Genomic DNA, 21,512 nt, shown 5'->3' on the forward strand with positions numbered 1-21,512 from the left:
ACGTGGCAGAGGCGGAGCGCATCATCGGTACGCCGGATGTGGACGACGAGGCTGCGGCGCCCGCCGAGCAGCCCAAGGGCGGGCGCAGGATCGTCGCGCTGTTCGCCGTGGCCCTGGTGGCCTACCTGCTGGACCTCGGCACGAAGATGCTCGTGGTGGCCAAGCTGGAGCACCACGAGCCGATCGAGGTGATCGGGGAGCTGCTGACGTTCCGGGCGGTACGGAACCCGGGCGCCGCGTTCGGGATGGGTGAGGCCTTCACCGTGATCTTCACGGTCATCGCGGCGACGGTGATCGTGGTGATCATCCGCCTGGCGCGCAAGCTGTACAGCCTGCCGTGGGCCCTCGCGCTCGGCCTGCTGCTCGGCGGCGCGCTGGGCAACCTCACCGACCGGATCTTCCGCTCGCCGGGTGTGTTCCGGGGCGCGGTGGTGGACTTCATCGCCCCCGCGCACTTCGCCGTCTTCAACCTCGCCGACACGGCGATCGTGTGCGGAGGGTTCCTGATCGTCATCCTGTCGTTCCGGGGCCTGGACCCCGACGGGACCGTCCACAAGGACTGACAAGGCATACTCGACGGGTGAGCACGATTCCCGAGATCCGTACGCTGCCCGTTCCCGATGGCCTTGAGGGCGAGCGCGTCGACGCCGCCATCGCCCGTATGTTCGGGTTTTCCCGCACGAAGGCGGCCGAGCTCGCCGCCTCCGGGAAGGTGCTCGTCGACGGCGCCGTCGTCGGCAAGTCCGAGCGGGTGAGCGGCGGCGCGTGGCTGGAGGTCGAGATGCCGGCCGCCCCCGCGCCCGTACAGATCGTCGCGGAGCCCGTCGAGGGCATGGAGATCGTCCACGACGACGACGACATCGTCGTCATCGTGAAGCCGGTCGGGGTGGCCGCGCACCCGAGCCCCGGCTGGACCGGCACCACCGTGATCGGCGGCCTCGCGGCGGCCGGGTACCGCATCTCGACGTCCGGCGCGGCGGAGCGGCAGGGCATCGTGCACCGCCTCGACGTCGGCACGTCCGGGCTCATGGTCGTGGCCAAGTCGGAGCGGGCGTACACCCTCCTCAAGGCGCAGTTCCGGGAGCGCACGGTCGACAAGCGCTACCACGCGCTCGTCCAGGGCCACCCGGACCCGCTGAGCGGCACGATCGACGCGCCCATCGGGCGCCACCCGAACCACGACTACAAGTGGGCCGTCACCGCCGAGGGCAAGCCCTCCGTGACGCACTACGACCTGATCGAGGCGTACCGCGCGGCGTCCCTCCTGGACATCAAGCTGGAGACGGGCCGCACCCACCAGATCCGCGTCCACATGTCGGCCCACCGCCACCCCTGCGTCGGCGACCTGACGTACGGCGCCGACCCGACGCTCGCCAAGCGCCTCAAGCTGACCCGGCAGTGGCTGCACGCCGTCCGGCTCGGCTTCGAGCACCCGGCGGACGGCCGCTGGGTCGAGTTCGAGAGCACCTACCCGGCGGACCTCCAGCACGCCCTCGACGCGATCGCCGCGGAGAGCGCGTGAGCCCCTTCCTGGTGAGGGAGGCCGTGACCGACGAGGACCGCGCGGCGGGCTTCGCCGTGCGCCGCGAGGTGTTCGTCGTCGAGCAGGGCGTCCCGGAGGAGATCGAGTACGACGCGTACGACGCGACCGCGGTGCACGTACTGGCCGTCCGCCGCGCCGACGGAACCGCCCTCGGGACCGGCCGGCTGCTGTACGGGCCGGACGCGGCCGGCAAGACGGGCGGCGCCGAGGGCGTCGGCTCGCTGGGCCGGCTGGCGGTGGCGAAGAGTTCGCGCGGCCTCGGCGTGGGGGTGGCGCTGGTGCGCGCCATCGAGGACGCGGCACGCGCGCGCGGCCTGACCGCCGTGGACCTGCACGCCCAGACGCAGGCGCTCGCCTTCTACGAGCGGCTCGGGTACGCGGCGTACGGCGCCGAGTTCCATGACGCGGGCATACCGCACCTGGCGATGCGTCGGACGCTCTGAGCCGACCGCGCTCGTGGCAGGCTGGCAGGGTTGATGATCGTCTGATCGGCCCGACCGGGTGGAGGGCGCCCCGTGGACCAGCTGGCTCTGCTGCTCGTGCTGCTGCTCGGGGCGGTGGTGACCGTCCCCCTGGGGGAGCGGCTGCGGCTGCCCGCGCCGGTGCTGATGACGCTCGCGGGGATGGTGCTCGCCCTCCTCCCCTTCGTACCGAACGTCGACATCCCGCCCGACTACATCCTCCCCCTCGTCCTGCCGCCCTTGCTGTACGCGGCCGTCCAGCGCACCTCCTGGAGCCAGTTCGCCGCCAACAAGCGGCCCATCTTCCTGCTCGCCGTCGCGCTGGTCTTCGTGACCACGGCGGCCGTCGCCGCCGTCGCCAGCGCTGTCGTACCGGGGCTGCCGCTCGCCGCGGCCGTGGTGCTCGGCGCCCTCGTGGCGCCCCCGGACCCGGTCGCCGCGACCGCCGTCGCGGGCTCCCTGGGCCTGCCGCGCCGGCTGGTGTCGATCCTGGAGGGCGAGGGACTGTTCAACGACGTCACCGCGATCGTGCTGTACCACGTGGCGATCGGGGCGGCGGTCGGCGGAACGTTCTCCTGGCCGCGCGCCGCCGGGCAGCTGGTGCTCTCCGCGGTGGTCGCCGTCGCCGTCGGGCTCGCGCTGGGCTGGCTGTCGAACCGGCTGATGGGCATGCTCGGCGAGCCGACCCTGCAGACCGGTCTCACGTTGCTGGTGCCGTTCGTGAGTTACGTCCTCGCCGAGGAACTGCTCGGCTCCGGCGTCCTCGCCGTCCTGGTCACCGCCCTCTACCTGGCCGAGAACGCCGTGGACGCGGACGACGTGATGGGCCGCCTGGCCGGGCGGACCTTCTGGGAGATCGTCGACGTCCTCGTCACGGGCGTCGCCTTCGGACTGATCGGGCTGGAGCTGCACAACGTCTTCGGTACGGCCGAGGACCGGCTGGGGGAGATGCTCGGCTGGGGAGGCGCGATCGCCGCCTGCGTCGTCGGCGTACGGCTGCTGTGGCTGCTGCCCGCCACCTGGCTGGCCAAGAGGCTGCACAAAGGCGGGGACTACGACGAGGAGATCCCCGTGACGTGGCGGGAGACCGTCGTCATGTGGTGGTCCGGCATGCGGGGCGTGGCGTCCGTCGCCCTGGCGCTCGCCGTCCCGCTGCGCGACGACTCGGGGGCGGCCTTCGCATGGCGGGACGAGATCATCTTCATCGCCTTCTGTGTGATCATCGCCACCCTCGTCTTCCAGGGGCTCACCCTGCCGTGGCTGGTCCGGAAGCTCGGTGTGCGGGCCGACACGGACGCCGAGCGGGCGCTGGAGCGCGAGCTGGCCGTCCGGGCCGCCAAGGCCGCGAAACGGCGCCTGAAGGAGATCCCGGAGGTCGAGGAGCTTCCGGAGGAGCTCCAGGAGCGGTTGCAGCGGATGGCGTTCGAGGTGGGGGCGCGGATCAGCCCGGACCTGGTGGACGAGGAGCGCCGGTCGACGGCGGCGCGGCGGGCCGAGCGGTTCCGGCGGATGCAGCGCATCCAGCACGAGATGCTGTCGGCCGCCCGCCACGAGGTGCTGGCGGCGCGCAGCGAGCCGGGGGCGGACCCGGAGGTCGTGGACCGGGTGCTGCGGCACCTGGACGTCCACAGCCTGCGCTGAGGCGCCCGGTCGGCCCGTCGGGCCCGGTGCTCGGGCCCGGTGCTCGGGTCTGTGGGGGTCAGCCCCGGCCGGTGCGCGGCTCGGTCGGCTGCGGCTCCGGCTGCCGCTGCTGCTGGGGCTTCCGCTTCCGAGGCGGCCGCTTCTCCTCGTTCCGTACGACGTAGGCGTCCACGTTGTTGCTGAGCACCTCGGCGGCCCGCGGCGGCTTGTCGTCTCGCCACTGGCCGTCGGGGGAGGGCGCGGGCGCGGCGGTCGCGGTGGTGACGCGCGGCAGCGCGTACGGGTGCTCCTTGACCAGCCAGGCGATCATCTGCTCCCGTACGGCACAGCGCACCGTCCAGACGTCGTCCGCGTCCTTCGCCGTGACGACCGCGCGCACCTGGATCGTGGTGGGAGTGGTGTCCGTCACGGCCAGCGACCAGTCGCGGCCGTCCCAGGCGGGGCTGTCGGCCAGGATCGCCTTGAGCTTCTCGCGCATCAGCCCGACGGGCGCCGAGTGGTCGAGCTGGAAGAAGACCGTGCCCGTCATCTGGGCGCCGCCGCGCGACCAGTTCTCGAAGGGCTTGCTCGTGAAGTACGAGACGGGCATCGTGATCCGGCGCTCGTCCCAGGTCCGTACGGCCAGGAAGGTCAGCGTGACCTCCTCGACCACGCCCCACTCGCCGTCCACCACGACCGTGTCGCCTATCCGCACCATGTCGCCGAAGGCGATCTGGAACCCGGCGAAGAGGTTGCCGAGGGTGGACTGGGCGGCGACACCGGCGACGATGCCGATGATGCCGGCGGAGGCCAGCATCGACGTACCGATGGTCCGGAAGTCGGGGAAGGTCAGCAGCATCGCCGCGACCGCCACCACCCCGACCACCGCCGTGACGATCCGCATGATGAGCGTCACCTGGGTACGGACCCGGCGGACCCGGGCGGTGTCGCGCGTGGAGGAGGCGTAACGGGCGTAACTCGACTCCACTATGGCGGCGGCGATCCGCACCACCAGCCAGGCCCCCGCGCCGATCAGCACGAGCGAGAGCACCTGGCCCATGACCTCCTGGTGGCGGACGACGACCTGCCACTTGGTCTGCCGGTACGTGCCGCGCAGGAGCGCGGTCAGCAGGACGACCTGGACGGGTATCCGGCAGCGGCGCAGCAGGTCCCACAGCGGGGTCTCGGGGTGCTTGGCGTCGATGCGGCGCAGCAGCAGGTCGACGAGCCAGCCGACGACCAGCGTGAGCACCACCGAGCCACCGACGACGGTCAACGGGCGCAGCGCGTTCTCCATGGATCCGGGACTCCGACCCTTTCCGGTGCTTGCTGGCAGGATGGCCGGATGGACATCATGCTCTTCCACTCGGCCTACGGTCCGCGCCCGGCCGTGCACGCCGCAGCCGACCGGCTGCGTGCCGCCGGGCACCACGTGCACGTGCCCGACCTCTACGAGGGCCAAACCGCCGGCACGGTCGAGGAAGGCATGGCGATCAAGGACCGGATCGGCCAGGAGGCGCTGCTCAAGCGCGCGATCCTGGCCGCGGCGGCCTACTCGGAGCGAGGTCTGGTGTACGCCGGGTTCTCGATGGGCGCGTCGATCGCCCAGACCCTGGCGCTCGGTGACGAGAAGGCGCGCGGGCTGCTGCTGTTCCACGGCACGTCCGACCTCGCGGAGGTCGCGTCCGTGGACGACCTGCCGGTCCAGCTGCACGTCGCCGACCCCGACCCCTTCGAGCCGGACGACTGGCTGAACGCCTGGTACCTGCGGATGCGGCGGGCCGGGGCGGATGTGGAGGTCTACCGCTATCCGGGGGCCGGACACCTGTACCTGGACCCGGACCTGCCGGACTACGACGAGGACGCCGCCGAGCGGACCTGGCAGATCGCTCTGGGCTTCCTGGAGAGCCTGTAGGGGCTCCACGCGCGTGGGGCACGGTGCCGCGTAACTCGCGGCACCGTGCCCCACACGGGAGACGGGCGGCCTCCCGTCAGACGGTGCGGTACGCCGTCCAGTGGTCCTTCATGCGCTGCACCTGGCCCGCCGTGAACTGGTACATGCAGGCGTCGTACGTGTAGTCCATGAAGTTGTGAACCGGGTCAACACCCGTCTTGCTGGCGCAGCTGTCGCGTCCCGTCGGGCACTCGTACGCCGGGCTCTTCTCGGCCGGGGTGTCGGAGACGTAGTCGCCGTTGCCGTTACAGCCGCCCTGGAAGGTGTGGTACAGCCCCATCCAGTGGCCGACCTCGTGGGTGCCGGTGTCGCCCTGGTCGTAGTTGGTGGCCGCGCCGCCCGGCAGGGAGGCGTCGAGCACCACGACGCCGTCCATGGTCGGGTTGGACTTGTAGGAGGACGGGAACGTGGCCCAGCCGAGCAGCCCGCCGCCGAGGTTGGCGGTGTAGAAGTTGAGCGCGTTCGCCCCGCCCTTGCGGAGGGCCGACTTCATCGCCTTCTCCTCGGCGGAGCCGGAGCTCAGGTTGTACCAGGCGGCGTTGTCCGTGTAGTCCGTGCCGGCCAGCGTGAACTGGAAGCCGGAGTCGGTGTTGCCGGTGCCCTGGCCGCCGAAGGCGGAGTTGAGGACGGCCATCTGCTGGTTGATGGCCGTCGTGCTGAGCTTGCCGGTGTCGCCGTCGTGGATGACGTGGAAGTACACCGGGATGGTGGTGGCGGTGGCGGTGAGGCCCGCGGCGCCGCTCGCCCGCACGGATTCGAGTCTCTTCTTCAGGTCCGCGTCCATGGCCTTGGCCTTGGCGTCGGTGACCTCGTTGGGCTCGTGGGCGTGGGAGGCGCCCGGGAGCTCGCGGGCGGTCGTGCTCACGCCCGTACCCTCCTCGCACTCCTCGGCCGAGACCCGGTCCGCGGCGGGTGCCTTGGCGGCCAGGGCGCCCGTCGGGGTGGAGAGCGGGAAGAGGGCCAGGGTTCCGGCCATCACCGCCGTACCGAGGGCACGACGGTGCAGACGCGGAGATATTCGGGCAAGAGCACGCATGGTGACTCCTCGCGGGGGGTTGTGGAGAGGGCCTTCCTCGCCACCGCGGGGAGATTACGGGGCCATGTCAGATCTTGATGAGCATCGAACAAGCCCAATCAATCGTTGAGTAAATGAAGACATCGGGGAGAAAAGCTTCGGTCCGTTCCGGGTGTTGAGACACGCACGTAACGAACGCGCCACCGAGAGCGGATGGTGTGTCCGGATTCGATCTCCCGGAACGCACCACCCGCGACGGCCGTGTGATCTCCCGTTAACACGCGGCTGGTTGGCCGAAAATCGACCATCGAGGTCCGCTCAGCGTACGGGGGAGTACACCCGCTCGACCTTCTGCGTTCCACTCCGCGTCAGGTACGACCGCGTCCAGGCCGCCGTGGCGTCCGGTTTCGTACGGTCCGAGAGGACGTAGTAGTCCATCTGCGTGCGCTCGGCGGTCACGTCCAGCACACCGAAGCCGTGGTGGTCCATGTCGACCCACTTCACATGGCGGTTGGCCGCCCGGATCGCCCCGGCGGCGGCCACCGACACCGTCCCCGGCGCGACCCGCAGGATGTCGTCCAGGTTGTCCGACGTCACCGAGGTCACGACGAACTCAGTCGCCGCCGACCGCGACAGCGGGTACGTCGCCGCCGTCACCGGCACGTCGTTCGCCCACGCCATGTGGATGTCCCCGGTGAGGAACACGGTGTTGCGGATGGACCGGTCCGTCAGGTGCGCGAGCAGCTCCCTGCGGTCGTCCGTGTACCCGTCCCACTGGTCCACGTTGATCGCGAGACCGCCCTTGGCCAGGCCCAGCAACTCCGCGACGGGCTCCAGCAGATGGGCCGGCAGGGCCCCGAAGGCGACCGGCGAGATCATGACGGAGGTGCCGACCAGCCGCCAGGCGGTGTCGGACGCGGCCAGACCCGACTTCAGCCAGTCCAGCTGGGCGCGGCCCGTGATCGTACGGTCCGGGTCGTCGACCTTCCCGCTGCCGTGGGACGCCTGCTGGGAGCGGAACGAGCGCAGATCGAGCAGGTGCAGGTCGGCCAGCTTGCCGAACCGCAGCCGGCGGTAGACCGTGCCCTCCGTGGAGGCGCGGACGGGCATCCACTCGAAGTACGCCTGCTTCGCGGCCGCCACACGCGCCGCCCAGGCGCCCTCCGTCTCCGGCGTGTGGTTCTCGGCGCCGCCCGGCCAGGCGTCGTTGGCGAACTCGTGGTCGTCCCATATCGCGATCAGCGGGTGCGCGGCGTGCAGCGCCTGGAGGTGGGCGTCGCTCTTGTACGTGGCGTGCCGCAGCCGGTAGTCCGCCAGCGTGACGATCTCGTGCCGGGGCTCGTGGGGCCGTACGACCTTCTCCAGGGCCGGGTAGGCGCCGGAGGCGTACTCGTAGATGTAGTCGCCGAGGTGGAGCACCGCGTCCAGGTCGGCGCGGTCCGCGAGATGGCGGTACGCGGCGAAGTGGCCCGCCTCCCAGTTGGCGCAGGAGACCACGCCGAACCGGATGCCCGGCGCGGCGGCGTCGGGGGCCGGGGCGGTGCGGGTGCGGCCGACGGGCGAGACCACGGCACCCGTGGTGAAGCGGAAGTAATAGGCGGTCGCCTGGCGCAGGCCCCTTACGTCGACCTTCACGGTGTGGTCGGTGGCGGCGGTGGCCGTGACCGTGCCCCGGGCGACGACGCCCGTGAAGGCCCGGTCCTCGGCCACCTCCCATCTCACCTCCGCGTCCGGGCCCTTGCCGGACCCTGGGAGGGCGTCCGGGGACGGCGTGACGCGCGTCCACAGCAGGACGCCGTCCGGGAGCGGGTCGCCGGAGGCCACACCGTGGTGGAAGACGGGAGACGCGGTGTCCGCGGCGGCGGACGTGCCGGGCGCCAGCACGGGGGCGGCCACGGCGGTGGCGGCGGCGGCCTTGACGACCGTGCGGCGGCTGGGACGGGGGATGGATGCGGGGACGGATGCGGATGCGTGTCGACTGGTCACGGCCGATCAGATTACTGACCGGTAGAGCCAACGGGCGGGTGAACTCCCATGAGTTCACCCGCCCGTTGGCCGAAAGACGTACCCGATGGGCCCGCCGGCTCAGCCCTTGAGGGCCTTGTCCACGGCGGTGGTGAACTCGCTCGCCGTCATCGGCGCTCCCTCACCGTCCGCGTCGGTGACCGTCTTGCCGTCCATCTTCAGCGTCGGCGTGCCCCGGACACCGCTCTTGTCGAAGGCCGCGGACATCTTCATCGCCCACGCGTCGAAGGTGCCGCTCTCCACGTCCTTCTTGAAGGCGGCGTTGTTCTTCAGCGCGGGCACCGTGTCCGCGATCTTCAGGAGGTACGAGTCGTCGGCGAACTTGTCCTGCGACTCCTCCGGGTGGAACTTCACGGAGTAGAGGGCCGCCTTGTAGTCCAGGAACGCCTCGGGGCTGACGTTCAGGGCGGCGCCCAGCGCAGAGAGGGCGTTCTTGGAGCCCTCACCCTGGTCGGAGTTGTCGATGAAGGTGGCGCCCACGTACCGGACCTTGTACTTGCCCGCCGCGACGTCCTTCTCGATCGTCTCGCCGACCTGTTGCTCGAAGACGGCGCAGACCGGGCAGCGGGAGTCCTCGTACAGCTCCAGCGTCTTCTTGGCGGTGGCCTTGCCGACGACGACGGTGGTGCCGTCGTCCCCCGTGGTGTTCTTCGGTGCCGTGACGTTCTTGGCGTCCTTCACGGCCTCCCAGTGGGAGGGCTTGTTCGCCTGCACGACGGCGTAACCGATGCCGCCGGCCACCGCCAGGACGGCGACGGCCGAGACGGCGACGGTGACCTGCCGGCGGACCTTCTCCTTCTTCGCCTGGCGCTCGCGCTCCTGGCGCAGCCGCTCGCGGGCCGCCGCCTTGTTGGCCTGGCTGTTGCGTGCACTCATGGTCGTACTTCTCCGTGTGGTGGGGTGCTTCTCGGGGTGGACTGTTCCGCTCGGTTCCGCTCAGGCGGTGAGCGCCGGGCGGAGCGGCGGTCCACGCCGTCCCACGCAGTGCACGAGAAGCCGGTGCCGGGCCGGGACCGGCCGCTCCGCGGGCCGCGGGCCCCGCCGTACGCCCCGCCCGCGCGTGCGCACCGCGGCGACCGCGACCAGCAGCGGCCGGAACGCGAAGGCGGCCACCGCCCGCACCAGCCCGGCCAGCGCGCTCTCACCGCGCCGCAGCCAGGCCGCGGCGACCAGCCCGACCGAGACGTGCGCGGCGAGCAGCAGCCAGGGCAGGGCCGGGTCGGGGGAGTGCAGCAGGGTGGCCGTGCCGCCGGCCGGGGCGGCCACGCCGGGCAGCGGGGTCCCCACCCCGCCGCCCCCGCACAGCACGTCGACGCCCACCGAGCGCAGGGCGCCCGCCACGGGCCCGCCGGACGGCCCGTAACAGGCGTGCTGACCGGAGGTGAAGACGGTGTCGGCGGCGAGCTCCAGCGGGACCAGCAGCCCCGCGATGCGCCGGAAGCCGCGCTCCGCCTCGCCCGCGAGCGCGTACGCGACGGCGAGGACCCCGGCGGCGACGACGGCGACGGTCGTCAGGGGCAGCGGCACCCCGGACAGCAGCACGTGGGAGGCCACGGACAGCGTCACGACGAGTGCCGTGAAGAGCGCCGCCCGCAGCCACCTGAGCCGGGTCCCGGATATGTCTTCCATCGCCGCACGAGTGTGCCACGCCGGATGGTAAGCGGTCCCTAAAGGCCGGGGAACCCGGAGAGGGGACCTCCACAGGCTCCCTACAGGCCCGGGATCCGGCCGTTGCGGAACAGGTCGACGAAGATCTGGTGGTCGGCGCGCGCCCGGGCGCCGTAGCGGTGGGCGAAGTCCACCAGCAGCTCGCCGAAGCCCTCCTCGTCCGCCGCGATCGCCGCGTCGATGGCCCGCTCCGTGGAGAACGGCACCAGGGAGTGCCCGCTCTCGTCGTCCGCCGCCGCGTGCATGGTCGCCGTCGCCCGCCCCAGGTCCGCGACGGTCGCCGCGATCTCCTCCGGGTCGTCGATGTCCGACCAGTCCAGGTCCACGGCGTACGGCGAGACCTCCGCCACCAGCTGTCCGGCCCCGTCCAGCTCGGTCCAGCCCAGCCACGGGTCGGCGTGCGCCTGGAGCGCCCGCTGCGAGATGACCGTGCGGTGCCCCTCGTGGTGGAAGTACGCGCGGACGGCCGGGTCGGTCACATGGCGCGAGACGGCCGGGGTCTGGGCCTGCTTCATGTAGATCACGACGTCGTTCTCCAGGGCGTCGCTGTTGCCCTCCAGGAGGATGTTGTACGACGGCAGCCCGGCGGAACCTATGCCGATGCCCCGCCGCCCCACCACGTCCTTCACGCGGTACGAGTCCGGCCGGGCCAGGCTCGACTCGGGCAGCGTCTCCAGGTATCCGTCGAACGCCGCCAGCACCTTGTAGCGGGTCGCCGCGTCCAGCTCGATCGTCCCGGCGCCGGAGGAGAAGCGCCGCTCGAAGTCACGGATCTCGGTCATGGACGCCAGCAGCCCGAACCGGGTCAGCGAGCGCGCGTCGCGCAGGGCGTCCAGCAGCGGCCCCTCGGCCGTGTCCAGTGTGAAGGGCGGGACGTCCTCGTGGCGGGCGCCGGCCGCCAGGGCGTGGATGCGCTCGCGGTAGGCCGCGGCGTAGATCCGTACCAGTTCGGTGATCTGCCCGTCACTGAGCGCCTTGGTGTAGCCGATCAGCGCCAGGGAGGCGGACAGCCGCTTCAGGTCCCACGTGAAGGGGCCGACGTACGCCTCGTCGAAGTCGTTGACGTTGAAGATCAGCCGGCCGTTGGCGTCCATGTACGTGCCGAAGTTCTCGGCGTGCAGATCACCGTGGATCCACACCCGGCCCGTGCGCTCGTCCAGGTACGGGCCGCCGTCCCGCTCCTGCTCCAGGTCGGCGTAGAAGAGGCAGGCCGTACCCCGGTAGAAGGCGAAGGCCGAGGCGGCCATCTTCCGGAACTTGACCCGGAAGGCCGCCGGGTCGGCGGCCAGGAGCTCGCCGAAGGCGGTGCCGAAGACGGAGAGGATCTGCTCACCGCGCTCCTCGGCGGTGGGCTGGGGGACCGACATCGCGGGGTGCCTCCTGGTACGGACGTGCGGGCGGGGCGCGCGGGCGCGCCCCTTGGCTTCGTACATGACAAAACGGACAGGTGTTCCGTCCGTCTCAACGCGCGACCGTACTCTCCGGTGCCCCAAGACTGTCAGTGGGCCCACGTAGACTTCCGAGCGTCCCCATCCCCGACTCTCCCGGAGGCCGCAGCCGTGTCGAAGCCGCCGTTCACGCACCTTCACGTGCACACCCAGTACTCCCTGCTGGACGGTGCCGCGCGGCTCAAGGACATGTTCAACGCCTGCAACGAGATGGGCATGACGCACATCGCCATGTCCGATCACGGCAACCTCCACGGGGCGTACGACTTCTTCCACTCGGCCCAGAAGGCGGGCGTCACGCCGATCATCGGCATCGAGGCGTACGTCGCCCCGGAGTCCCGGCGCAACAAGCGCAAGGTCCTGTGGGGCCAGCCGCACCAGAAGCGGGACGACGTCTCCGGTTCCGGTGGTTACACCCACAAGACGATCTGGGCGGCGAACAACACCGGCCTGCACAACCTGTTCCGGCTCTCCTCCGACGCGTACAAGGAGGGCTGGCTCCAGAAGTGGCCGCGTATGGACAAGGAGACCATCGCGCAGTGGTCCGAGGGCCTGATCGCCTCCACCGGCTGCCCCTCCGGTGAGCTCCAGACCCGGCTGCGCCTCGGCCAGTTCGACGAGGCCCTGAAGGCCGCCTCCGAGTACCAGGACATCTTCGGCAAGGACCGGTACTTCCTGGAGCTGATGGACCACGGCATCGAGATCGAGCGCCGCGTCCGCGACGGCCTGCTGGAGATCGGCAAGAAGCTCGGCATCCCGCCGCTGGTCACCAACGACTCGCACTACACGTACGCGCACGAGGCCGGCGCCCACGACGCGCTGCTGTGCATCCAGACCGGCAAGAACCTCTCCGACCCGGACCGCTTCAAGTTCGACGGCACCGGCTACTACCTGAAGTCCACGGACGAGATGTACGCCATCGACTCCTCGGACGCCTGGCAGGAGGGGTGCCGCAACACCCTCCTGGTCGCCGAGCAGATCGACACCACCGGCATGTTCGAGAAGCGCGACCTCATGCCGAAGTTCGACATCCCCGAGGGCCACACCGAGGTGACGTGGTTCAAGGAGGAGGTCAAGCGCGGCATGCACCGCCGCTACCCCGACGGCATCCCCGAGGACCGCCAGCGCCAGGCGGACTACGAGATGGACGTCATCATCCAGATGGGCTTCCCGGGGTACTTCCTCGTCGTCGCCGACTTCATCATGTGGGCCAAGAACCAGGGCATCGCCGTCGGCCCCGGCCGAGGCTCCGCGGCCGGCTCGATCGTGGCGTACGCGCTCGGCATCACCGACCTCGACCCGATCCCGCACGGCCTGATCTTCGAGCGCTTCCTCAACCCCGAGCGCGTCTCCATGCCCGATGTCGACATCGACTTCGACGAGCGTCGGCGCGTCGAGGTGATCAGGTACGTGACCGAGAAGTACGGCGCCGACAAGGTCGCCATGATCGGCACGTACGGCACCATCAAGGCCAAGAACGCCATCAAGGACTCGGCGCGCGTCCTCGGCTACCCGTACGCGATGGGCGACCGCATCACCAAGGCCATGCCCGCCGACGTCCTCGGCAAGGGCATCCCGCTCTCGGGCATCACCGACCCGTCCCACCCCCGTTACTCGGAGGCGAGCGAGGTCCGGGCGATGTACGAGAACGAACCGGACGTGAAGAAGGTCATCGACACCGCGCGCGGCGTCGAGGGCCTGGTGCGGCAGATGGGCGTGCACGCCGCCGGCGTGATCATGTCCAGCGAGACCATCACCGACCACGTCCCCGTCTGGGTGAGGCACACCGACGGCGTCACCATCACCCAGTGGGACTACCCGAGCTGTGAGTCGCTCGGCCTGCTCAAGATGGACTTCCTGGGCCTGCGCAACCTCACGATCATGGACGACGCCGTCAAGATGGTGAAGGCCAACAAGGGGATCGACATCGATCTCCTGAGCCTCCCGCTCGACGACCCCACGACCTTCGAACTGCTCCAGCGCGGCGACACCCTCGGCGTCTTCCAGTTCGACGGCGGCCCCATGCGCTCGCTGCTGCGGCTGATGAAGCCCGACAACTTCGAGGACATCTCCGCCGTCTCGGCCCTCTACCGGCCGGGCCCGATGGGCATGAACTCGCACACGAACTACGCGCTGCGCAAGAACGGCCAGCAGGAGATCACCCCGATCCACCCCGAGCTGGAGGAACCGCTCAAGGAGGTCCTCGGCGTCACCTACGGCCTGATCGTCTACCAGGAGCAGGTGCAGAAGGCCGCCCAGATCATCGCCGGGTACTCACTCGGCGAGGCCGACATCCTCCGCCGCGTCATGGGCAAGAAGAAGCCCGAGGAGCTGGCGAAGAACTTCACCATCTTCCAGGCCGGTGCCAAGAAGAACGGCTACAGCGACGAGGCCATCCAGGCGCTCTGGGACGTCCTGGTCCCCTTCGCCGGCTACGCCTTCAACAAGGCGCACTCCGCCGCGTACGGGCTCGTCTCCTACTGGACGGCGTACCTCAAGGCCAACCACCCCGCCGAGTACATGGCGGCGCTGCTCACCTCGGTCAAGGACGACAAGGACAAGTCCGCCGTCTACCTGAACGAGTGCCGCCGCATGGGCATCAAGGTGCTCCCGCCGAACGTCAACGAGTCGGAGGCGAACTTCGCCGCCCAGGGTGACGACGTCATCCTCTTCGGCCTCTCCGCCGTGCGGAACGTCGGTACGAACGTCGTCGAGTCGATCATCAAGTGCCGCAAGTCGAAGGGGAAGTACAGCTCCTTCCCCGACTTCCTCGACAAGGTCGAGGTGGTCGTCTGCAACAAGCGCACCATCGAGTCGCTCATCAAGGCCGGCGCCTTCGACACCATGGGCCACACCCGCAAGAGCCTGGTCGCGCACCACGAGTCGATGATCGACAACGTGGTGGCGGTCAAGCGCAAGGAGGCCGAGGGACAGTTCGACCTCTTCGGCGGCATGGGCGAGGAGGACAGCAGCGAGCCCGGCTTCGGCCTCGACGTGGAGTTCTCCGACCTCGAGTGGGAGAAGTCCTACCTGCTCGCCCAGGAGCGCGAGATGCTCGGCCTGTACGTCTCCGACCACCCGCTCTTCGGCATCGAGCACGTGCTGTCCGACAAGGCCGACGCCGCGATCTCCCAGCTCACCGGCGGCGAGCACGCCGACGGCGCGGTCGTCACCATCGGCGGCATCATCTCCGGGCTCCAGCGCAAGATGACCAAGCAGGGCAACGCCTGGGCCATCGCCACCGTCGAGGACCTGGCCGGTTCCATCGAGTGCATGTTCTTCCCGGCGACGTACCAGCTGGTGTCCACCCAGCTGGTCGAGGACACCGTCGTCTTCGTCAAGGGCCGTCTCGACAAGCGCGAGGACGTGCCCCGGCTGGTCGCCATGGAGCTGATGGTCCCCGACCTCTCCTCGGCCGGGACGAACGCCCCGGTGGTGCTCACCATCCCCACCGTGAAGGTCACCCCGCCGATGGTCAGCCGCCTCGGCGAGATCCTCACACACCACAAGGGCAACACCGAGGTGCGCATCAAGCTCCAGGGCCCCCGCTCGACCACCGTGCTCCGCCTCGACCGGCACCGCGTCCAGCCGGACCCGGCGCTCTTCGGCGACCTCAAGGTGCTGCTCGGCCCGTCCTGCCTGGCCGGCTGACCTGACCCGTCCCCACCCCGCGCGAAGGGGCGCGCCCGTCGTCACGGGCGCGCCCCTTCCGTCAGCTCACGCGCTAGTTGTGGCCGAACCGCTTCTTCCGGCCCTTGTGGGCCACGTCGGCCGGGGTGACGGGGGCCATGCGCGGCTCGGCCTCCATCGTGCCGGCGGCCTGCGGAGCGCCGCGCTCGGCGGCGGCGGGCTGCTTCTGACTGCGGTCCTGCTTCCGGTTCTTGGCCATGGTGATGCCTCCGTGGGGTGTAGGGGCCAGGGCCGCGTTCAGACTCACACACGCGTAAAAACCGCGCATTTTGGATCATTGCGGACCGTAGTCGGGAGCCCTGCGGGGCGCGTAGGGTGATCCGCCACGCCGGTGATCCAGTTCCGGCCGTTAACCCTCCCGCAGTCGGGCAGACTCGAAGAACCCGAAGCCCCGGCGTACGCGGAGATCGACGCAACCGGAGATCCCGCCGTACCCGGAGACCCGCAGCACTCGCCGTACCCGCAACACCCGCAGTACCCGCAACACCCGCAGTCCCCGCAGCACACGCCGTGCCGAAGACCCGAAGCGCCTGAAGAACCCGCACGACCGAAGAGACCGAAGCAACTTCCGATCCCGAGGTTCCCGAAAGAGGGTGGAACACGTGGACCGCTGCGTCGTCCTGGTGGACGCCGGCTACCTCCTGGGCGCCGCCGCCAGCCTCCTCGCCGGGGAACCGGCCCGCTCCCGGATCACCGTCGACCACGCCGCCCTCATCCAGGGGCTGCGCGAACGCGCCGAGAGCGACACGGCCCAGCCCCTGCTGCGGATCTACTGGTTCGACGGCGCCCCCGACCGCGTACCCCAGCCGGAACACCGCCGGCTGCGCGTCATGCCCCGCGTCACCGTCCGGCTCGGCGCCCTGACCCGCAGCGACGGCCGCTGGGCCCAGAAGGGCGTCGACGCCGCGATGCACGCCGAGCTCACCGAGCTCGCCCGCAACCGCGCCTGCTCCGACGTGGTGCTCGTCACCGGCGACGGCGACCTGCTGCCGGGCCTGATGTCGGCGAAGGAGCACGGCGTCGCCGTCCACCTCTGGGCGGTCCAGGCCGCCGACGGCGACTACAACCAGTCCGAGGACCTCGTCGCCGAGGCCGACGAGCGGCGCGTCCTCGACCGTGCGTGGATCACCCGCGCCGTACGGGCCAAGGAGCTGGGCGGCGTGTGCGCCCCGCAGCCCGCCCCCCGCCCCGAGATCGCCGCCATCCTCTCCGCGCCGCTCCCCGAGTCGGCCCTGGCCGCCGCCGAGGCCGCGGCTTCCGCGGCCGCCGCCGTACGCAACGGGGCCCCGGCCCCGGCGGCGCCCGCCCCGGCCCCCGCGCCGACCGCCGCCGTCAACGGCTCCGGTGGCCCCTCCGGCCCCGGCACCGGCAGGGCGGTGCCGACCCCGAAGGACCTGGCCGGCCTGCGCGGCCCGGCCCACCCCCAGACGCCCCCGCCCAGCCCCCAGCCGGCCAACGCGACCCTGCGCTGGTCCTCCGACCGGGGCTGGATCGACCGCCCCGGGAGCCAGGTCGGCGAGCCGGCCGAGACGGCGTCGCTGCCCACGCTCGCCCAGCTGACCAGCGCCGAGCAGCGCTGGGCTGACCGCGAGGAGGACATCACCACCGTCGGCGGCGACCCCTTCGAGGTCGGCCAGGTCTTCGCGCGGCGCTGGATGGAGCGGCTTCCCGACCAGGGTCACGTCGGGAAACTGTCGAGCATGTACCCGCGCATCCCGCACCGCATCGACGGGGAACTGCTGCGGTACGCGGCACGGTTCGGGCTGCTCGCCCACAAGGACGACCAGATCGACGAGCACGACCGGTACGCCATCAGGGCTGGCTTCTGGCGAGAGATCGACGTACGGGCGGCCGCCGAACACGCCCCCGTGGGCGAATAGGGCAGCGCGACCCTTTAGGCTCATCCCTCGTGAGTACGGTGTGCGTGGTGCGGGACCTGGTCAAGACGTACCCCGCCGCGCGCGCCCGAAGAGGGGCTCCCGCGACGCCCGAGGTGCGCGCCACCGACGGGATCACCATGGAGGTCCGCAGCGGCGAGATCTTCGGCCTGCTCGGGCCGAACGGCGCCGGCAAGTCCACCCTCGTACGCCAGCTGACCGGGCTCATGCGGCCCGACTCCGGCACCGTGGAGGTGCTCGGCCACGACCTCGTACGCCACCCGGAGCGGGCGTCGCGGCTGATCGGCTACCTGGGGCAGGAGTCCACCGCCCTCGACGAGCTGACCGTCGCGCTCGCCGCCGAGACCACCGGGCGGCTGCGCGGCCTCCCGGCGCGCGACGCGCGCAGCGAGCGGGACGCCGTCCTCGCCGAGCTGGGCCTCACCGAGCTCGCCGGGCGGCCCCTCAAGCGGCTCTCCGGAGGCCAGCGGCGGCTCGCCTGCTTCGCCACCGCGCTCGTCGGACGGCGGCCCCTGCTCATCCTCGACGAGCCGACCACCGGCATGGACCCGGTCGCGCGGCGCGCCGTGTGGGCGGCCGTCGACCGGCGCCGCGCCGAGCACGGCACCACCGTCGTCCTCGTCACGCACAACGTCATCGAGGCCGAGACCGTACTGGACCGGGTCGCCGTCCTGGAACGCGGCCGGGTCATCGCCTGCGACACCCCCGCCGGACTCAAGGAGCGGGTCGCCGGTGACGTACGGGTGGAGCTGGTGTGGCGCGACCGGGCGCCGCTCGACGTGCCCGAGGTCGCCGCGCTGCGGGCCTCCGCGCAGGAGTCCGGGCGCCGGTGGGTGCTGCGACTGGCGCCGGACGAGGCGCGGGCGGCGGTCGCGGCGGTGACGGGCGGCGCGGCGTTCGCAGCGCTCGACGACTTCACACTCGCCACGCCGAGCCTGGAGGACGTGTACCTGGCGCTGGGCGGCGAGGCGAAGGGGCTGGTCAAGGCATGAACAGGAGCATCAGGTGAGCATCGTGCCCGCACGGGCCGCCCTGTCGCCGGGATCCCCCGGCACGGTCGGCTCAGCCCCGGTCGCCGGCCCCGCGCCGCGCGACCCCGCGCCGCGTGATGACCCCGCGCCGGACGCTTCCGCGTCGGACGCTTCCGCGCCGGGCACGGTCACGTCCGGTGCCGCCGCGCCGCTCGCGCCGCGCGCGCGGCTGCTGCCCGCGCTGGGCGCCGTCTACCGCGCGCAGCTGTCCCGCGCCCGGGTGGCGCGCATCCCCCTCCTCTTCGTGGCGACCTTCCAGTCCGTCGGGATCATGGTCCTGATGCGCGGTGTCGTCGACGGCGGCGCCGAGGCGCGAGCCGTGGTCGCCGGGTCGTCCGTGCTCGTGGTGGCCTTCGTCGCACTGAACCTGCTCGCCCAGTACTTCGGGCAGCTGCGGGCGAGCGGCGGGCTCGACCACTACGCCACACTGCCGGTGCCGCCCGCCGCGGTGGTGCTGGGGGCGGCCGGGGCGTACGCCTCCTTCACCGTGCCGGGCACCGTCGTCACCGCGGTCGTCGGCTCCGTCCTGTTCCAGCTGCCGCTGACGCACCTGTGGATCCTGGCGGCCGTCGTGCCGCTCGCCGGGGCCGCGCTCGCCGGGCTCGGCGCGGCGCTCGGGCTGCTCGCGCCGCGGCAGGAACTCGCCACGCTGCTGGGCCAGCTCGGGATGTCGGCGGCCCTGCTGCTGGGCGTGCTGCCGGCCGCCCGGCTGCCCGAGCCGGTCGGGTGGGCGCGGGACCTGCTGCCGTCCACGTACGGAGTCGAGGCGCTCGCCCGGACGTTCGACACCCGTCCCGACTGGGCGGCGGTCGCGGTGGACCTGGCGGTCTGCGCGGTGGTCGGCGTGCTGTCGCTGACCGCCGCGACGTGGGCGTACCGGCGGGCGGCGGTCCGATGAGGCGGCCCCGGCGGGCGCCTGGCACGATGGCAGGGTGACCGCACCGTTGACGCCACCTACGCCGCCTACCCCTCCCACGCCGCCTCACCAGCCGTCGCCGCAGGACTCCGCCTGGCCGCCGCCGTACCCCTCCGCCGCCACGAAGCGCGCCGAGCAGGCGGACGGGGCGGACGGTGCGCCGGACATGGCCGCCGAAGCACGGCAGGGCGTCCTGGTGGCGGCCTGCGTGACACTCGCGGGCGCGGCGCTGGGGCTGCTGTGGCTGTGGCTGGCGCCGCGGATCGGCTTGGTCTCGGACGGCAAGGCGGTGTTCGTCAAGGACACCGAAGGCGAGGGCGCGGTCGGCGCCGACGGTACGTTCACGCTGCTCGGGCTGGGCTTCGGCGCGCTGAGCGCGGCGGCCGTGTTCTGGTTCACGCGCCGGCACGGCGGCATCGCGGTCGTCGCCGGCCTCGCCCTGGGGGGCCTGCTGGGCTCCCTGCTCGGCTGGGGCGTCGGTACGCTCCTGGGCCCCACGCACGACGTGGTGGCGCACGCCCGGGCGGTGGGTCCGGGCGTCACGTTCGACGCGCCGCTGGAGCTCAACGCGCACGGGGCGCTGCTGGCGTGGCCGGTCGCCGCCATGCTCGTCCACCTGGCCCTGGCGGCCCTCTTCCTGCCCCGGGACCCGGACCCGGAGCCGTACCCGAGCTCGGAGTGGGACGCCTAGGGCCTGTCTTCCGGATCAGGCCGGGTCAGGGAGCGGGGTCTGGTACGTGCAGATGCAAGGCGGAGGATGGAGCCACTGCGGAGCATTGGCGACTGACGACAACGCTGGGGGCACCTCCCGTGCCCGAAGGGCTACGGGGGAAGATGCGCGTGCCAGACCCCGCGAGCCCGGCAAGATCCGGAAGACAGGCCCTACGGTCCCGCGACCCCGAAGGACGGCGCCACCCCCTGACGCGGGCCCCCTGACGCGGGCCGCACGACGTGGGCTGCGGGGCGCCGTACCGCCTACCCGCGGCCGATGGGTGCGAGGACCGCGTCCGTGAGGGCGGCGAGGTCCGAGGGCGCCAGCTCCACCTCCAGGCCCCGGCGGCCCGCCGAGACGCAGATCGTGGCGTGCGCGGAGGCCGAGGCGTCCAGGACCGTACGCAGCCGCCTGCGCTGGCCCAGCGGGGAGATGCCGCCGCGGACGTAGCCCGTGGTGCGTTCGGCCGCCGCGGGGTCGGCCATCGCCGCGCGCTTGCCGCCCACCGCCGCCGCGAGGGCCTTGAGGTCGAGCTGCCCGGCCACGGGCACGACCGCGACGGTCAGCTCTCCGTCCACGTCGGCGACCAGGGTCTTGAAGACGCGCTCCGGCGAGACGCCGAGCGCCTCCGCGGCCTCCTCCCCGTACGAGGGGGACGCCGGGTCGTGGTCGTACGCGTGCACCGTGAAGGGCGTGCCCGCGGCGGTGAGCGCCACCGTCGCCGGGGTCCCGCCCGCCCCCTTCTCCTGCTTCTTCGCCTTCTTCGCCACCTGCGGTGCTCCTCGCGTCAGTTGGGGCTCGTCGGAGTGCGGGTGAGGTCCACCGCCGGCAGCGACGGCAGATGGCGCAGGACCGCCGTCTCCGAGCGGAGCAGGCGCAGTTCCTCCCGCAGCCGCGTCGCCGTGTCGGGCGCCTGGAGCAGCCGCTGCTTCGCGGAGGTGTCCAGCACCGCCGCCGCGGCGACCAGGTACGAGACGACCGACGGCTCGTCGGGCAGCTCCACGCCCGTCGCCAGTGACCGCTCGCGCGCCCCGGCGAGCCGCTTCTGGTACGCGCGGAAGGCGCGCAGCACGCCCTCGGCGAGCGCGCCCGCGCCCTCGCCGCGCACCTCATCCAGCTCCTCCAGCTCGGCCGTGAGGAACGGCCCGCTCGCGTCGACCGACAGCAGCTTCACGCGCTTCGTACCGGTCGCGAGCACTTCGAAGCTGCCGTCCTCCCGCTCCCGGATCGTCGCCGCGTCCGCGACACAGCCGACCCGGTGGAACGCCTGGATCGGGTCCGCGCCGAAACCGGCGGCGGGCCCCTTCTCCGGCAGCGCGGTCTGGTCGGGCAGGCCGGGCGCGGTCGGCGCGACCTCGCGCCCGTCGCGGATGGCGACGACGGCGAAGCGGCGCGGTTCGTCCTCGCCGGTCTTCAGCAGCTCGCGCATCATGGCGCGATAACGCTCCTCGAAGACGTTGAGCGGCAGCACGAGGCCGGGGAACAGCACCGCGTTCAGCGGAAAGAGGGGCAGGCGAGCGGTGGTCACAGC

19 protein-coding genes are annotated in these 21,512 nt (G+C 71.8%); 10 read left to right on the top strand and 9 right to left on the bottom strand.

Annotation, left to right across the window (positions count from 1 at the left end; genetic code table 11):
* The first annotated feature begins 2 nt into the window (after window positions 1-2).
* The 4 genes from lspA (at window position 3) to AC07FJ_RS03410 (ending at window position 3,645) form a co-directional block, all read left to right on the top strand.
* The gene (gene lspA, locus AC07FJ_RS03395) at window positions 3-563 is read left to right on the top strand and encodes a signal peptidase II (protein ID WP_361414567.1); all 561 of its coding nucleotides are present in this window, start codon (window positions 3-5) and stop codon (window positions 561-563) included.
* A gap of 17 nt (window positions 564-580) precedes the next feature.
* Window positions 581-1,522, top strand: coding sequence for an RluA family pseudouridine synthase (locus tag AC07FJ_RS03400; RefSeq protein ID WP_479044733.1), 942 nt, complete (start codon window positions 581-583; stop codon window positions 1,520-1,522).
* The gene (locus tag AC07FJ_RS03405) at window positions 1,519-1,986 is read left to right on the top strand and encodes a GNAT family N-acetyltransferase (protein WP_479044735.1); all 468 of its coding nucleotides are present in this window, start codon (window positions 1,519-1,521) and stop codon (window positions 1,984-1,986) included. Before AC07FJ_RS03400 ends, AC07FJ_RS03405 begins: the two co-directional genes overlap by 4 nt.
* Before the next feature lie 72 nt (window positions 1,987-2,058).
* Complete coding sequence (locus AC07FJ_RS03410) at window positions 2,059-3,645, top strand: Na+/H+ antiporter (protein WP_479044738.1); 1,587 nt, start codon at window positions 2,059-2,061, stop codon at window positions 3,643-3,645.
* Between the two features lie 58 nt (window positions 3,646-3,703).
* Here the strand turns inward: AC07FJ_RS03410 and AC07FJ_RS03415 are convergent, their stop codons facing one another.
* On the bottom strand, window positions 3,704-4,921 hold the full coding sequence (locus tag AC07FJ_RS03415; RefSeq protein WP_479044741.1) for a mechanosensitive ion channel family protein: 1,218 nt from the start codon (window positions 4,919-4,921) through the stop codon (window positions 3,704-3,706).
* A 48-nt stretch (window positions 4,922-4,969) separates the two neighbouring features.
* Between AC07FJ_RS03415 and AC07FJ_RS03420 the strand changes: the two genes are divergently transcribed.
* Window positions 4,970-5,539 carry a dienelactone hydrolase family protein gene (locus tag AC07FJ_RS03420; protein ID WP_479044743.1) on the top strand — a complete coding sequence of 190 codons (570 nt, stop codon included), beginning with the start codon at window positions 4,970-4,972 and terminating at the stop codon, window positions 5,537-5,539.
* A gap of 76 nt (window positions 5,540-5,615) precedes the next feature.
* Here the strand turns inward: AC07FJ_RS03420 and AC07FJ_RS03425 are convergent, their stop codons facing one another.
* The 5 genes from AC07FJ_RS03425 to AC07FJ_RS03445 all read right to left on the bottom strand — a co-directional run bounded on the left by AC07FJ_RS03425 (window position 5,616) and on the right by AC07FJ_RS03445 (window position 11,653).
* Window positions 5,616-6,614, bottom strand: coding sequence for a zinc metalloprotease (locus tag AC07FJ_RS03425; protein ID WP_479044744.1), 999 nt, complete (start codon window positions 6,612-6,614; stop codon window positions 5,616-5,618).
* A 297-nt stretch (window positions 6,615-6,911) separates the two neighbouring features.
* Window positions 6,912-8,579 (bottom strand): alkaline phosphatase D family protein, encoded by a 1,668-nt coding sequence (locus AC07FJ_RS03430; RefSeq protein WP_479044746.1) that lies wholly within the window; start codon window positions 8,577-8,579, stop codon window positions 6,912-6,914.
* A gap of 99 nt (window positions 8,580-8,678) precedes the next feature.
* Window positions 8,679-9,494, bottom strand: coding sequence for a DsbA family protein (locus AC07FJ_RS03435; protein WP_479044748.1), 816 nt, complete (start codon window positions 9,492-9,494; stop codon window positions 8,679-8,681).
* A gap of 60 nt (window positions 9,495-9,554) precedes the next feature.
* Complete coding sequence (locus tag AC07FJ_RS03440; RefSeq protein ID WP_479044750.1) at window positions 9,555-10,247, bottom strand: hypothetical protein; 693 nt, start codon at window positions 10,245-10,247, stop codon at window positions 9,555-9,557.
* An 80-nt stretch (window positions 10,248-10,327) separates the two neighbouring features.
* Window positions 10,328-11,653 (bottom strand): DUF2252 domain-containing protein, encoded by a 1,326-nt coding sequence (locus AC07FJ_RS03445; protein ID WP_361414587.1) that lies wholly within the window; start codon window positions 11,651-11,653, stop codon window positions 10,328-10,330.
* Window positions 11,654-11,845: 192 nt separating this feature from the next.
* On the opposite strand from AC07FJ_RS03445, the gene dnaE reads away from it, so the two are divergent.
* On the top strand, window positions 11,846-15,385 hold the full coding sequence (gene dnaE / locus AC07FJ_RS03450) for a DNA polymerase III subunit alpha (RefSeq protein WP_479044752.1): 3,540 nt from the start codon (window positions 11,846-11,848) through the stop codon (window positions 15,383-15,385).
* Window positions 15,386-15,458: 73 nt separating this feature from the next.
* Here the strand turns inward: dnaE and AC07FJ_RS03455 are convergent, their stop codons facing one another.
* Window positions 15,459-15,623 carry a hypothetical protein gene (locus tag AC07FJ_RS03455; protein WP_361414591.1) on the bottom strand — a complete coding sequence of 55 codons (165 nt, stop codon included), beginning with the start codon at window positions 15,621-15,623 and terminating at the stop codon, window positions 15,459-15,461.
* Between the two features lie 394 nt (window positions 15,624-16,017).
* Here AC07FJ_RS03455 and AC07FJ_RS03460 point away from each other — a divergent pair, with 394 nt between their 5' ends.
* The 4 genes from AC07FJ_RS03460 to AC07FJ_RS03475 all read left to right on the top strand — a co-directional run bounded on the left by AC07FJ_RS03460 (window position 16,018) and on the right by AC07FJ_RS03475 (window position 19,960).
* The gene (locus AC07FJ_RS03460; RefSeq protein WP_479044754.1) at window positions 16,018-17,304 is read left to right on the top strand and encodes an NYN domain-containing protein; all 1,287 of its coding nucleotides are present in this window, start codon (window positions 16,018-16,020) and stop codon (window positions 17,302-17,304) included.
* Window positions 17,305-17,342: 38 nt separating this feature from the next.
* A complete protein-coding gene (locus AC07FJ_RS03465) occupies window positions 17,343-18,314 on the top strand; it encodes an ABC transporter ATP-binding protein (protein WP_361415187.1) in 972 nt (323 codons plus the stop codon).
* Between the two features lie 208 nt (window positions 18,315-18,522).
* Window positions 18,523-19,251, top strand: a complete 729-nt coding sequence (locus AC07FJ_RS03470) for an ABC transporter permease (protein WP_479045282.1) — start codon at window positions 18,523-18,525, stop codon at window positions 19,249-19,251.
* Window positions 19,252-19,285: 34 nt separating this feature from the next.
* Window positions 19,286-19,960: a DUF2567 domain-containing protein gene (locus AC07FJ_RS03475; protein WP_479044756.1), complete on the top strand. Its 675-nt coding sequence runs from the start codon at window positions 19,286-19,288 to the stop codon at window positions 19,958-19,960.
* 284 nt (window positions 19,961-20,244) lie between these two features.
* On the opposite strand, the gene ybaK is transcribed toward AC07FJ_RS03475, so the two are convergent.
* Together ybaK and AC07FJ_RS03485 are read right to left on the bottom strand one after the other, a co-directional pair.
* Entirely contained in the window at window positions 20,245-20,751 is a 507-nt protein-coding gene (gene ybaK / locus AC07FJ_RS03480) for a Cys-tRNA(Pro) deacylase (protein WP_479044758.1), read from the bottom strand.
* A 17-nt stretch (window positions 20,752-20,768) separates the two neighbouring features.
* Window positions 20,769-21,509 carry an LON peptidase substrate-binding domain-containing protein gene (locus tag AC07FJ_RS03485; RefSeq protein ID WP_479044759.1) on the bottom strand — a complete coding sequence of 247 codons (741 nt, stop codon included), beginning with the start codon at window positions 21,507-21,509 and terminating at the stop codon, window positions 20,769-20,771.
* Window positions 21,510-21,512 lie beyond the last annotated feature (3 nt).

It is taken from the genome of Streptomyces sp. NPDC045998, from assembly GCF_056430285.1.

Excerpts from the sequence above, each read along its gene's own strand:
- AC07FJ_RS03420 (WP_479044743.1), top strand. The coding sequence starts at position 4,970 with ATGGACATCATGCTCTTCCACTCGGCCTACGGTCCGCGCCCGGCCGTG.
- AC07FJ_RS03455 (WP_361414591.1), bottom strand. The coding sequence starts at position 15,623 with ATGGCCAAGAACCGGAAGCAGGACCGCAGTCAGAAGCAGCCCGCCGCC.
- AC07FJ_RS03425 (WP_479044744.1), bottom strand. The coding sequence starts at position 6,614 with ATGCGTGCTCTTGCCCGAATATCTCCGCGTCTGCACCGTCGTGCCCTC.
- AC07FJ_RS03445 (WP_361414587.1), bottom strand. The coding sequence starts at position 11,653 with ATGTCGGTCCCCCAGCCCACCGCCGAGGAGCGCGGTGAGCAGATCCTC.
- AC07FJ_RS03440 (WP_479044750.1), bottom strand. The coding sequence starts at position 10,247 with ATGGAAGACATATCCGGGACCCGGCTCAGGTGGCTGCGGGCGGCGCTC.
- AC07FJ_RS03435 (WP_479044748.1), bottom strand. The coding sequence starts at position 9,494 with ATGAGTGCACGCAACAGCCAGGCCAACAAGGCGGCGGCCCGCGAGCGG.
- AC07FJ_RS03415 (WP_479044741.1), bottom strand. The coding sequence starts at position 4,921 with ATGGAGAACGCGCTGCGCCCGTTGACCGTCGTCGGTGGCTCGGTGGTG.